The sequence below is a fragment of the Kitasatospora sp. NPDC048662 genome (assembly GCF_055587065.1).
In genome coordinates this window covers 900,399-913,254 of sequence record NZ_JBVJHA010000002.1, presented here as the reverse complement: position 1 = coordinate 913,254, position 12,856 = coordinate 900,399, and the positions used below count along the sequence as shown (strand labels likewise).

Annotated in this window: 9 protein-coding genes; 4 read left to right on the top strand and 5 right to left on the bottom strand. The window is 74.0% G+C overall.

The window, feature by feature from the left end; genetic code table 11:
- Window positions 1-153: 153 nt before the first annotated feature.
- Window positions 154-1,266, top strand: a complete 1,113-nt coding sequence (locus ACZ6R9_RS10040; protein ID WP_380479289.1) for an alpha/beta hydrolase — start codon at window positions 154-156, stop codon at window positions 1,264-1,266.
- Between the two features lie 338 nt (window positions 1,267-1,604).
- Window positions 1,605-1,988 (top strand): cold-shock protein, encoded by a 384-nt coding sequence (locus ACZ6R9_RS10035; protein WP_380479292.1) that lies wholly within the window; start codon window positions 1,605-1,607, stop codon window positions 1,986-1,988.
- Between the two features lie 16 nt (window positions 1,989-2,004).
- On the opposite strand, the gene ACZ6R9_RS10030 is transcribed toward ACZ6R9_RS10035, so the two are convergent.
- The 4 genes from ACZ6R9_RS10030 to ACZ6R9_RS10015 form a co-directional block, all read right to left on the bottom strand.
- Window positions 2,005-2,856, bottom strand: a complete 852-nt coding sequence (locus tag ACZ6R9_RS10030; protein WP_465537571.1) for a 1,4-dihydroxy-6-naphthoate synthase — start codon at window positions 2,854-2,856, stop codon at window positions 2,005-2,007.
- Between the two features lie 3 nt (window positions 2,857-2,859).
- Window positions 2,860-3,537 carry a futalosine hydrolase gene (locus ACZ6R9_RS10025; RefSeq protein ID WP_465537569.1) on the bottom strand — a complete coding sequence of 226 codons (678 nt, stop codon included), beginning with the start codon at window positions 3,535-3,537 and terminating at the stop codon, window positions 2,860-2,862.
- An 11-nt stretch (window positions 3,538-3,548) separates the two neighbouring features.
- Window positions 3,549-4,067, bottom strand: coding sequence for a hypothetical protein (locus ACZ6R9_RS10020; RefSeq protein WP_380479300.1), 519 nt, complete (start codon window positions 4,065-4,067; stop codon window positions 3,549-3,551).
- A gap of 61 nt (window positions 4,068-4,128) precedes the next feature.
- On the bottom strand, window positions 4,129-5,469 hold the full coding sequence (locus tag ACZ6R9_RS10015; RefSeq protein ID WP_465537714.1) for an MFS transporter: 1,341 nt from the start codon (window positions 5,467-5,469) through the stop codon (window positions 4,129-4,131).
- Between the two features lie 496 nt (window positions 5,470-5,965).
- Between ACZ6R9_RS10015 and ACZ6R9_RS10010 the strand changes: the two genes are divergently transcribed.
- Window positions 5,966-6,847: a DUF3027 domain-containing protein gene (locus ACZ6R9_RS10010; protein WP_380479302.1), complete on the top strand. Its 882-nt coding sequence runs from the start codon at window positions 5,966-5,968 to the stop codon at window positions 6,845-6,847.
- Between the two features lie 282 nt (window positions 6,848-7,129).
- Window positions 7,130-10,417, top strand: a complete 3,288-nt coding sequence (locus ACZ6R9_RS10005) for a sacsin N-terminal ATP-binding-like domain-containing protein (RefSeq protein WP_465537567.1) — start codon at window positions 7,130-7,132, stop codon at window positions 10,415-10,417.
- Window positions 10,418-10,436: 19 nt separating this feature from the next.
- Here the strand turns inward: ACZ6R9_RS10005 and ACZ6R9_RS10000 are convergent, their stop codons facing one another.
- Window positions 10,437-12,854 (bottom strand): cation-translocating P-type ATPase, encoded by a 2,418-nt coding sequence (locus tag ACZ6R9_RS10000; protein ID WP_465537565.1) that lies wholly within the window; start codon window positions 12,852-12,854, stop codon window positions 10,437-10,439.
- Window positions 12,855-12,856 lie beyond the last annotated feature (2 nt).

Below are 12,856 nucleotides of genomic sequence, written 5' to 3'. Positions count from 1 at the left end.
CACGTACGCCCCCCGCCGATCGGCGGGGGCGCGGCGGTTCGCGCTCCACCTGAACGCTCAGGGTTCCCAGGAAACTCTCAGGCATCCTGATCCTTCGGGGGAAAACGGCGGGGAGTGAGGTCGCGCGGGGATATGGGTCTGACCAGTCACAAAGTGCTTGCGCTGTCGGCACTTTTCTCCGCGCTGATGGTCGCGGGCACCGTCTGGCTGTGGCCCCGGCTGGCCAGGCAGAGCTGGAAGGCGGTGCTGGGCCGGCTGGCCACCATCCTCGGCACTCAGCTTGCCGTGATGTGCACGCTGGGTCTGGTGGCCAACAACTACTTCGCCTTCTACAGCAGCTGGGCCGACCTGCTGGGCACCAACGACGAAGGTCCGGTGACCATCCAGAACCAGTTGCTCGGCCGCACCAAGGGTGTGGAGAAGATCAGCTCGGAGAACGTCCGCGACACCGGCGCGCTGGGCCGCGACCCGGCGCAGGTCGGCCGGCTGGAGAAGGTCCGGCTGCCCGGCGCGGCCACCGGCCTGTCCACCGAGGGCTATGTGTACCTGCCGCCGCAGTACTTCCAGCCCGCCTTCCAGGACAAGCACTTCCCGGCGGCGATCGCCATCACCGGCTTCCCCGGCGACGCCAAGAACCTGATCACCAAGCTGAACTACCCGGCGGTGCAGCTGAAGCTCAGCACCGAGGGCAAGGCCAAGCCGACGGTCCTGGTGCTGATGCGTCCGTCCCCGGCGATGCCCCGCGACACCGAGTGCGAGGACGTGCCGGGCGGCCCGCAGTCCGACCGCTACTTCAGCGCCGACGTGCCGGCCGCGCTGCGTTCCTCGTACCGGATCGCGGAGGGCCCCGGCAGCCTGGGGGTGATCGGCAACTCCACCGGTGGGTACTGCGCGCTGAAGCTGGCGATGCGGCACCCGGACGTGTTCTCCGCGGCGGTGTCGCTGTCCGGCTACTACAAGGCGGCCGAGGACCCGACCACCGGCGACCTGTTCGGTGGCGACCAGCAGCGCCGCGAGGAGGCCGACCTGAACTGGCGCCTGGCACACCTGCCGGCGCCGGGCACCGCGCTGCTGGTCGGCGGCAGCCGCGAGGGTGACGGCGACTACTTCTCCGAGACGGAGCGGTTCCGGGCCGCCGCCAAGGGCACCGCGACCACCGTCAACGCGATCACCCTGGACACCGGCGGGCACAACTTCAACACCTGGTCGCGGATGCTCCCGGCCTCGCTCGGCTGGCTCGGCGGGCACCTGACCGACCCCGTCTGACCGGCCCGGCGTCACAGCGCGCAACTCGGTGCGCGCAAAGAGTTTCGACCCTCGTCGGGGCCGGGTATGCAGCCATCGCGCGGGCGGACCAGCGGCTGGTCCATCGGGACAGGTCCCGGATGCCCGCCCGGAGCCCGATGGGGGGTGTGGACCGATGGAGGGCGCGACAGGCGCGAGGCACGGCCGCACCCCGGTCCGGAATCCCGTCGCCGCTGAGGCGCACGCTGAGGGATCATTGCCGCACTGAGTGGCCCCGGCGGCCCGTTCTGGCAGCCGAGCCGTACATCCATCCGCGACCCGACGAGGTCGCTCGCACCCGACACCGAGGACTTTTCGAGATGCCCACCGGCCAGGTCAAGTGGTTCAACGAGACGAAGGGCTACGGCTTCCTGTCGCGCGACGACGGCGGCGAGGTCTTCGTCCACACCAAGGCGCTGCCCGCGGGCGTCACCACCCTGAGGCCGGGGCAGCGCGTGGAGTTCGGCATCGCCGCGGGCCACCGCGGCGACCAGGCGATGAGTGTGACGCTGCTGGACGCGCTGCCGTCGGTGGCCGTGAACCAGCGCAAGAGCGCCGACGACATGGCCCCGATCGTGCAGGATCTGATCACCAAGCTGGACAGCGTGCTGCCGGGCCTCCAGCGCGGCCGCTACCCGAGCAAGCCGGAGGGGCAGAAGATCGCCATGGTGCTGCGCGCGATCGCCGACCAGTTCGACGTCTGAGCGGCCGCACTCCCCGTCAGGGGAAGGCCAGCGCGCCCGGGTCGACGGCGGGGACGAGTCCCTGTTCGGCGGCCCGGGTGAGCAGGCCGCGCACCGCCGCGTAGCCGTCCTCGCCGAGGTCGGCGGTGAACTCGTTGACGTACAGCCCGATGTGCTGCTCGGCGACGGCCGGGTCCATCTCCTGGGCGTGCGCCAGCACGTACTCCCGGGAGGCCGCCGGGTCCGCCCAGGCCTGCCGCACCGAGGAGCGCACGGTGGCGGCGAGTTCGCGCAGCCGTTCCGCGCCCAGCGAGCGCCGGGCCACGATCGCGCCCAACGGGATCGGCAGCCCGGTCGCCGCCTCCCAGGCCTCACCCATGTCGGCCAGGCAGTGCAGCCCGTACTGCTGGTACGTGAACCGGGCCTCGTGGATCACCAGGCCGGCGTCCACCCGGCCGTCCCGTACGGCCGGCATGATCTCGTGGAACGGCAGCACCACGATCTCGCCGAACCCGCCCGGTACCGCCTCGGCCGCCCACAGCCGGAACAGCAGGTACGCGGTCGAGCGCTCGCTCGGCACCGCCACCCGCTTCCCGGCCAGCCCGGCCGCGTCGATGGGCCCGGCGGTCAGCACCAGCGGTCCGCAGCCCCGGCCGAGCGCCCCGCCGCACGGCAGCAGCGCGTACTCGTCCAGTACCCACGGCAGTTGGCCGTAGGAGATCTTCAGGACGTCCAGTTCGCCGCGCTCGGCCAGCCCGTTGGTGATGTCGATGTCCGCGAACCGCACCTCGGGCGCGTCCGCGCCCGCGACCCGGCCGTGCGCCCAGGCGTGGAAGACGAAAGTGTCGTTCGGGCAGGGCGAGTAGGCGACACTCAGCGGCTCGGCCATCGGTCAGACCTCCTGGAGCAGGCGGGACACCGGCAGCGCCGCGAAGGCCCGCTCCAGGGCAGCCAGCGCCTCACCGATCCGCCACGCCGCACGGTCGCGCGGCCCGACGGTGTTGGACACGGCCCGCAGCTCCCCCGCCGCGAGCCCGAAACGGGCGGCCGCCTCGGCCACCCCGAACCCCTCCATGGCCTCGGCCAGCGCCTGCGGGTGACGCGCCCTCAGCTGCGCGGCGCGCGAGGCCGAACCCGTCACCGTGGAGACCGTCAGCACCTCGCCGACCGCCCCGCCGCTGGCCGCCGCGAGCAGCTCCACCACGCCGCCCGGAACCTCGTGCCGCACCGTGCCGAAGCCCAGCTCGGTGACGTCGGCGAAGCCCTCCGGGGTCTCGGCGCCCAGGTCGGCCGCCACCAGGGCGTCCGCCACCACCAGCGACCCGATCGGCGCGGCGGGCGCGAAACCGCCCGCGATGCCCGCCGACAGCACCAGCCGGAACCGGCCGCGGGCCAGCGCCACCGCCGTACCGGCCGCCGCGGCGGCCGGGCCGACACCCGCCGCCAGCACCTCGACCGGCGCGTCCTCGCCCAGACCCCGGCGGACCGCCTCGGCCTCCGCGGGCACGGCAACGACGACGAGCAGTCCGGCGGCGGGGCCGGACTGCTCGTCGTCGCGCTCAGCGGTCATCGACCGGTAAGTCAGCTCTTCTGGTTGTTCAGGTTGAAGAACCACACCGCGTAGTACTCGTTGGTGTCCTTGTCGACCGCCGCGACCGTCACCATGGTCACGTCGTCACTGGTCATCAGACCGGAGGCCGACACCGAACCCGAGTAGGTCAGGCCGGTGGCGCCGGTGATGATCGGCGTCCGGTTCTGGCCCGAGCCGGTGAACGCGTACCAGCCCTTGTCCGCCAGGTCCTTCGGCACACCGACGCCGACCCGGTCGCTCGCACGCACGTCCAGGTTGGTGAGCTTCTTCTGCTCGGAGTCCTTCGAGGCCTGCTGGGCGCACTTGGCGAGCTCGGAGTCGGAGATCGCCTTGCCGCCGTTGAAGCAGGTCGGTTCCGCCTGGACCGACGAGGTGCCGACGACCAGCGTGGCCTCGTTCTTGGGCGGCTTGCCGTTGTCCACGGCCTGGAAGACGCCGAAACCGACGAGGCCGGCACCGACGACGGTGGCGGCTGCAAGTCCGGCGGTGACGCTGGTGCTGAGGCTCATGCGCAAGAGGCTACTCGCCTTCGGTGATCACATGACAGCGGGGTGGCCGAGTCGCGCGAGGTTACGCCACGCGCGGACGCGCCGCCGACCGGCGCGGCCCGATCCGCAGCAGCGACCGGAACGTCCACACCAGCATCAGCGCCGTCACCCCCGCCGCCAGCGACAGCCCCAGCACCGCGTTCAACGGCAGCGAGATGCCCACCACGCCGCCCACCACCCAGCTCAGTTGAAGCGCCGTCTCCGAGCGGGCGAACGCCGAGGTGCGCACCGCCTCCGGCACGTCCCGCTGGATCAGCGCGTCCAGCGCCAGCTTCGCCAGCGACGCCGCCATGCCCGCCGTCGCCGCCACCACCGCCACCGTCACGATGCCGTACCAGAGCGCCGCCGCGCCCGCCGCCAGCGTCGCCAGCAGCAGCATCACCGTCACCGTCAGCTCGGAGCCGCGGGTGCGCAGCCACGAACCCAGCACCGACCCCAGCGCGTTGCCCAGGCCCGCCGCCGCCGCGACAATGCCCAGCGCCACCGTCTCCGGCAGCCCGCCCGGCGGGTTCTTGCGGATCAGGAACGCCAGGAACATCACCAGGAACCCGACCAGCCAGCGCAGCCCCGCCACCCCGCGCAACGCCATGATCACCGACGGCCCGACCGCCCGCAGCACCCCCTTCGGGCGCGGCTCGGACGGCTCCGCGAGCAGCTCCGCCCGCTGCTCGCCCTTCGCCGAGTCCACCTGGTGCGGCAGATGAAAGGCCATCAGGGTGCCGATCACGAACACCACGAACGCCCCGCGCAGCGGCCAGTCCGGCCCGATCAGGTGCAGCAACCCGCCCACCCCGCCCGCCACCAGCGTCGCCACCAGGCCCGCCAGCGTGACCCGCGAGTTCGCCTTCACCAACGACAACTGGGCCGGCAGCAGCCGCGGTACCACCACGCTGCGCACCACCCCGTACGCCTTCGACGCCACCAGCACACCCAGCGCCGCCGGATACAGGGCCAGCCCGCCGCCGGGCACCAGACCCGCCATCACCCAGGCCAGCACCGCCCGGGCCAGCATCGCCATCGCCATCGCGGAACGCCGGCCGTTCGGCAGCCGGTCCAGCAGCGGCCCGATCACCGGGGCCAGCACCGCGAACGGCGCCATCGTGATCACCAGGTAGAGCGCCACCCGGCCGCGGGCCTCACCGGTCGGCACCGAGAAGAAGATGGTCGACGCCAGCGCCACCGTGATCAGCATGTCGCCGAACGAATTCAGCGCGTGCAGCTCGATCAGCTTCGCCAGGCCCGACTCGCCCGCGCCCTCCGCGGACGTCGCCCGCCGGATCCGCCGCCCCGTGCCCTGCACCACCCGCCCCGTGCGCACCCCCGCCGCCGACGCGCCCCGCGCCCACACGCCGCGCGGCTTCACCGTCGGCGGCTCCGGCCCGTCCTGATGGGCGGTCGGGCGCGGCTCGTCCGCCTCCGGCTCGCCGGGGGCTACGGGATGCTGCCGCGGCGCGTTCGACGGCTCCGGCCGGTTCTCGTCCTGCCCGGGGCGCAGTCCGTGCTGCGGCGGGTTCTCCTCCGCCACAAGCCCATCCTGCCCGACAAACACACGCCGTACGAGTGATTGCCCGCGGCACGGCGCGCCCGCGGCCACGGCCCCGGACTGTGCTCCACCGCCGACCGGCGGGTAGCCTGCACTACGCGCCTGCCCGGCCTGCGCAGGGGGTGGCCGACCGGGGCGGCGCGGCCCGGCCACGGAGCGGTCCCCGGTCGAGCAGAATGGATCGGTCCCGCGTCAGCGGGGGTTGCTCTGGCGACGTGGCAGCGGCAACCGGCGCGAGCCCGCCCATGCGGGGGCCGTCTCGGGACAGACCGCAGGATGACAGGACTGGGAGAGAACCGACGCCGTGAGTGCTGCGATGCGAAGCCGTACCCCTGACCGGCTCTGTGCCGAGGCCGTCGATCTCGCCCGCCAGGCAGCCGTGGAGAGCGTCGGACAGTCCGTCGTCGGCTCCCACCTGAAGGCCAACGCGGACGCCGAGCGCCTGGTCACCCACACCTTCGAGTGCCTCGACCCCGCCTACCGGGGCTGGCACTGGGCGGTGACCGTGGCCCGCGCCCCGCGCGCCAAGAACGTCACCCTCGACGAGATCGCCCTGCTGCCCGGCCCCGACGCCGTCCTCGCCCCCCAGTGGGTGCCGTGGAGCGAGCGCCTGCTGCCCGGCGACCTCGGCCCCGGCGACCTGCTGCCCACCGGCGCGGACGACCTGCGCCTCGAACCCGGCTGGACCGGCGAGGACGAGCCCGCCCCCAACTCGGCGCTGGTCGAAGCCGCCGAGGAAGACCTGGTGATCACCGAGGCCGGGATCCAGCCGCCGCCGGCCCGCGCCGAGATCGGTGCCGTGGCCGACGAGCTGGGCCTGGGCCGCCCCCGCGTGCTCTCCCGGATGGGCCTGCACCAGGCCGCCGAACGCTGGGAGACCGCGTTCGGGCCGCAGACACCGATGGCGCAGTCCGCGCCGGCCTCCTGCAGCACCTGCGGCTTCCTGATCCCGATCGGGGGCTCGCTCGGGCAGGCCTTCGGGGTCTGCGGCAACGAGTTCAGCCCCGCCGACGGGCAGGTCGTCTCGCTCGCGTACGGCTGCGGGGCGCACTCCGAGGCCGCGGTGCTGCCGGCTCCGCCGGTGCCCTCCGAGCTGATCCTCGACGAGACGGTGGTCGAACCACTGCACATCCACCCGGACCGCGACTCGGGCTCCGTCGAGCCGGACGCTCCCGCGGAGGAGCTCGGGCACTCGTAGGGGCTGGGCGCGAAAGCGGGCGGGCGCGAGACCGGGGGCGCGTGGGGGTACCTCCCGGCCCGCCAGGGCTGGGGGAGAACTGCGCGACAGGCGCAGGCCCGTCCGTGAGGTCGCGAGCAAGTGCAGGTCGTTGTCCTGCGTCGCGATCTTGCGGTGGGGCGCCTTCCGCTTCGCGCAGTTCCCCGCGCCCTTGGTGGTGCTCCCTGGTTGTGGCTCTTGCCGTCATTGGCCCCTGGCAGAATGCCGACTCGTACGCAGACCACGCGAAGGGCGGCTCGGCACGTGGAGTCTCGGATCATCGGCAGTGCGGCGTCCCCCGAGGGGCCGGATGTGTTCGACACGGCTCGGCTGCGGCACACCGTGCTGGCTGCGTGGACGGCCGCGCCGGCCAGATTCCGGGAGGACGCGAATGCCGAGGAGGAGCTCGCGCTCGGTGGGTACCGGGACCGGCTGATCGTCGAGCTCGCGCAGAACGCCGCCGATGCGGCGGCCCGTGCGGGTGTCGCGGGGCGCCTTCGGCTGACCTTGCGGGACGGGGTGCTGGCGGCGGCCAATACGGGTGCGCCGTTGGATGCCGCGGCGGTGGAGTCGCTGTCGACGTTGCGGGCGTCCGCGAAGCGCGGGGACGAGCAGCCGGTGGTGGGCCGTTTCGGGGTGGGTTTCGCCGCGGTGCTGGCCGTCAGTGACGAGCCGGCGGTGCTGAGCCACCCCGGTGGGGTGCGGTGGTCGCTCGGCGAGGCTCGGGCGCTGGTCGAGGAACGGCCGGAGCTGGCCGAGGAGTTGACGCGCCGGGAGGGGCATGTGCCGCTGTTGCGGCTGCCGTTCCCGGCGCAGGGGCAGGCCCCGGAGGGCTATGACACCGTGGTGGTGCTGCCGCTGCGGGACAGTGCCGCCGAGGACCTGACGGGTCGGCTGCTGGCGGCGATCGACGACGCGTTGCTGCTGACGCTGCCAGGTCTGGCCGAGGTGGTGGTGGAGACCACCGAGGGCGTGCGCACGCTGACCCGTAGCGAGCGGGCGCCGCGGCCGGAGCAGTTGCCGACCGTCACCGTCACCGACGGGGAGCGCAGCACCGGCTGGCAGATCGTCAGCGCGTCCGGCACGGCGTCGGCGGAGTTGCTGGCCGATCGCACCACCGAGGAGCGGGCCCGGCCGCAGTGGACGCTGACCTGGGCCGTGCCGGTGGACGGGGAGGGCCGGCCGCAGCGGCCGGGTACTGCCGCCGTGGTGCACGCCCCGACGCCGAGTGACGAGCCGCTCGGGGTGCCCGCGCTGCTGATCGCCTCGTTCCCGCTGGACCCGACCCGTCGGCACGTCGCGGCCGGCGCCCTGACCGACTTCCTGGTCGAGCGCGCCGCCGAGGCCTATGCCGAGCTGCTGCGCGCCCGCGGTGCCGACGCGCACTCGCTGGACCTGGTGCCGTCCCCGCTCGGCGGGAGTGCGCTCGACAACGCGCTGCGCACCGCGATCCTGGACCGCCTGCCCGGCACGCCGTTCCTGCCGCACCCGCGCGGCACCGAGGAGGGCACCCCCGCGCTGCGCCCGCGTGACGCGCTGGTACTGGAGGGTGCCGACCACTCGGTGGTGGAGGCGCTCGCCCCGATCTTCCCCGGCCTGCTGCCGGCCGGTCTGGAGCGCCGTACCGAGCTGCGCACGCTGCGGGTGCGCCGGGTCCCGCTGGCCGAGGTGGTCGACCAGCTGGGCGGCCTGGAGCGCGACCCCGCGTGGTGGCGGGGCCTGTACGCGGCACTGGCCGGGGCCGACCCGGAGGCGCTCGGCGCGCTGCCCGTCCCGCTGGCCGACGGCCGCACGGTGACGGGCCCGCGCCGGGTGCTGCTGCCGTCCGACGCCGCCGACTGGGCCGGCTTCGAGGGCTACCCCGAGTCGCTGGCCGATGCCCTGGACCTGCTCGACCTGCGCCTCGCGCACCCCGAGGCCGCGCACCCGCTGCTGGCCAAGCTCGGCGCCGCCACCGCCACCCCCGCCGGCCTGCTGGAGACCCCCGAACTGCGCGCCGCGGTTGCTCGTTCGCTGGAACTCGGCGAGGACGACTACGACGCCGCGGTGGATCTCGCGGACGCCGTCCTGGCGGTGGTGAAGGCGGCCGCGCCGGCCCCGGGCGAGTACCCGTGGCTGGCCCGGCTGGCGCTGCCCGACGACGAGGGCGAACTCGCCCGCGCGGGCGAACTGCTGCTTCCCGAAAGCCCGTTGGCGCACCTCGCGGGCGAGGACGAGGCCGCGTTCGTGGACGAGGACCTGCTGGAGCGCTGGGGCCCGGAGGTGCTGGCCGCGGCCGGGGTGCTCACCGCGTTCACCCTGGTGCGCGCCGAGGACGTCGTGCTCGACCCCGACGACCTGGAGCGCCTCGACCCCACCGCCCCCGCCGACCGCGCGGCCGGCGGCGCCCCCACCGGCCTGATCGACGAGGCGCCCGACGGCCTCGCCGACTGGTGCGAGGACGCCCTGGAGGCCCTGCACGCCGACGACGCCGGGGAGTTGGGCGTCCCGCCGGTGGCCGCCGAACTGCTCGCCGTCCGCGACCTCGACCTGGTCGCCGACGACGCCTGGCCCGAGGCGCTCGCGCTGCTCGCCCAACCGCCGTACCGGGACGCCGTGGTGACGCCGGTGCGCACCCTGCTGCCCGACGGCACCTACACCGACCTGCCGCCGTACACCGCCTGGTGGCTGCGCGACCACCCCGTGCTGGACGGCCGGGAGCCCGCCGGCCTGCGCGCGGCCGGCGCCGACCCGCTGCTGCGCGGTCTGTACGACGAGGCCCGGACGAATCTGGACCCGCAGTTCCTGCACGCGCTCGGGGTGCGCACCACGCTGGCCGCGCTGCTCGCCGAACCGCACGGCCCCGAGGAGCTGATCGACCGCCTCACCGACCCGCTGTCCGAGGTCACCCACCGCCAACTGCACGGCATCTACAGCGCGTTGGCCGCGCTCCCGGCCGAGCGGGTGGAGGCCCTGGACGTGGTGCGGGCGCTGGCCCCGCTGGACGACGGCACCGGACGCCGGGACGATCGCACGGTGATCGTCGACGCCACCGCCGCGGTCGTCGCCGACGCCCCCGACCTGGTCGAGCTGCTGCACGACCACCCGGTGCTGCCGGTCCACCCTGCGCTCGCCCCCGCCCTGGCGGAGCGGCTGCACGTCTCGCTGGCCAGCGAGGTGGCCGGCGGCCGGGTGCTCTCCGAGGGCACCCTGCACCGGACTCCCGCCGTGGTCCGCGAGCTGCTCCCCGGCTGCCCGGTCGTGTACGAGGAGCACGAGGAACTGCTGGTCGTCGGCCCCGACGGCGAGGACGCCCGGGTGGACTGGCGCTGGGACCCGGCCGCCACCGCGCCCGAACTGCCCTACGACCCCGAGGACATGGACGAGGCCGACGAGGCCGACGAGTTCGAGGTCCCGCCGGTGCCCGGCCTGCTGCACGCCTCGACCCCCGAGGGCCTGGCCGCCGGCCTCGCCTGGTCCGTCCAGCAGTGGCACCGCCGGTTCGAGATCCTCGCCGCGCTCACCGAACCCGACCGGGCCTACGAGCTGCTGGCGGCGCGCGACTACGAGTGACGCCGAGCGGGAGGGAGGCCTACGCCGGGTGGGCCTCCTTCCGTTCCACGAACACCCGCGAGGTGATCTCCAGCAGGCACCCGGCGACGCCCGCGATCGCCACGCCGATCAGCGGGTCGCGCCAGCCGACCAGCTGGAGCTGGAAGAAGTCGGACAGCCACGGCACCACCAGCACCAGCGCGAACGCGCCGGACATGGCGCCGATCAGCAGCAGCCGCCACCAGGTGTACGGGCGGGCGACGATCGCCAGCACCCAGATCGCGGAGATGAACAGCGTCAGGGTGGCGACCGAGGTGTCCGCCTTCAGCTCCGTGGCGTGGTCGGCGCGGGCCAGCGCGTAGGCGACGAAGGTGGCGGTGCCGCAGATCAGGCCGCCCGGGACCGCGAGGCGCAGCACCCGCCGCACGAAGCCGGTCCGGGCCCGCTCGTTGTTCGGCGCCAGAGCCAGGAAGAACGCCGGGATGCCGATGGTCAGCGAGGACAGCACCGTCGAGTGGCGGGGCAGGAACGGGTACGGGACCTGGGTGAACACCACCAGCAGGGCCAGCAGCACCGAGTAGACGGTCTTCACCAGGAACAGCCCGGCCACCCGCTCGATGTTGCCGATCACCCGGCGGCCCTCGGCGACCACCGACGGCAGGGTGGCGAACCGGTCGTCCAGCAGCACGATCTGTGCGACCGCCCGGGTGGCGTCCGAGCCGGTGCCCATCGCCACGCCGATGTCCGCGTCCTTCAGCGCCAGCACGTCGTTCACGCCGTCGCCGGTCATCGCCACCGTGTGGCCCTTCGACTGCAGGGCACCGACCAGCGCCCGCTTCTGCTGCGGGGTGACCCGGCCGAACACCGCGGTGCGATCGGCGACCTCGGCCAGCTGCTCGGGGTCGGCGGGCAGCTTGCGGGCGTCGGTCGCGGTCTCCGCGCCGGGCAGGCCCAGGTGGGCGGCGACCGCGCCGACCGACACCGCGCTGTCGCCGGAGATCACCTTCGCCCGGACGTCCTGCGAGCGGAAGTAGCGCAGCGTGTCGGCGGCGTCCTCGCGCACCCGCTGCTGGAGCACCAGCAGGGCGAGCGGTTCCAGCTGCGCCGCCGGGTCGGGGTCGTCCAGCGGCAGCGGGCTGCGGCCCAGCAGCAGCACCCGCAGGCCCTTCGCGCCGAGCTCGTCGACCTCGGCCAGCGCCGGGTGCCCGGCCGGCAGCAGGACGTCGGGGGCGCCCAGCAGCCAGCTGCCCTCGCCGCCGCCCGGCTCCAGCAGCTGCACGCCGCTCCACTTGCGGGCCGAGGAGAACGGGATCGCCTCCAGCACCCGCCAGCGGCCCTCCTCCGGCGGCCCGTACGCCTCGATGACGGCCTGCATGCTCGGGTTCGGCCGGGTGTCGGCCGCGCCGATCGCGCCGAGTGCCTCGGCGAGGCGGGCCTTGTCCGCGGCACCGATCGGGCGCAGGTCGATCAGGTCCATGCCGCCCTCGGTGAGGGTGCCGGTCTTGTCCAGGCAGACCGTGTCGACCCGGGCCAGGCCCTCGATCGCGGGCAGCTCCTGCACCAGGCACTGCTTGCGGCCCAGCCGGATCACGCCGATCGCGAAGGCCACCGAGGTCAGCAGCACCAGGCCCTCCGGGACCATCGGCACGATGCCGGCCACCATCCGCCGGACGGCCTCCTGCCAGTCGTGGCGCTGCACCGCGAGCTGGCTGACGATCAGGCCCAGCGCGGTCGGGATCAGCAGGTACGTGATGATCCGCAGGATCTGGTCGATGCCGGTGCGCAGCTCCGACTTGACCAGCGTGAACTTGCTGGCCTCCTCGGCGAGCTTGGCGGCGTACGCCTCCCGGCCGACCTTGGTCGCGGTGAACGCGCCCGCGCCGGCCACCACGAACGAGCCCGACATCACGTGGTCGCCCGGGTGCTTGTGCACCGGGTCCGGCTCGCCGGTCAGCAGCGACTCGTCGATCTCCAGGCCGTCCGCCTCGGTGACCGTGCCGTCCACCACGACCTTGTCGCCGATGCCGAGCAGCACGGTGTCGTCCAGCACGATCTCGCCGGTGGCGACCTGGACGGCCGCGCCGTCGCGCCGCACCTGCGGGCGGGCCTCGCCGATCAGCGCCAGGCTGTCCAGGGTCTTCTTGGCGCGCAGCTCCTGCACGATGCCGATCGCCGTGTTGGCGACGATGACCAGGCCGAACAGGCCGTCCTGGATCGGTCCGGCCACCAGGATGATGCCGAACATCACGCCGATGATCGCGTTGAACCGGGTGAACACATTGGCCCGGACGATCTCCCGCACCGAGCGGCTGGAGCGCGCCGGCACGTCGTTGACCTGCCCGCGGGCGATCCGCTCCGCGACCTCGGCCGTCGTCAGGCCGGGTTGGTACGACCCGCCCGCGCCGGAGGGGTGCGCGCCGGGGCTCGCAGGGGCGGTGCCTTCCGCTGGGTGCGTCATGG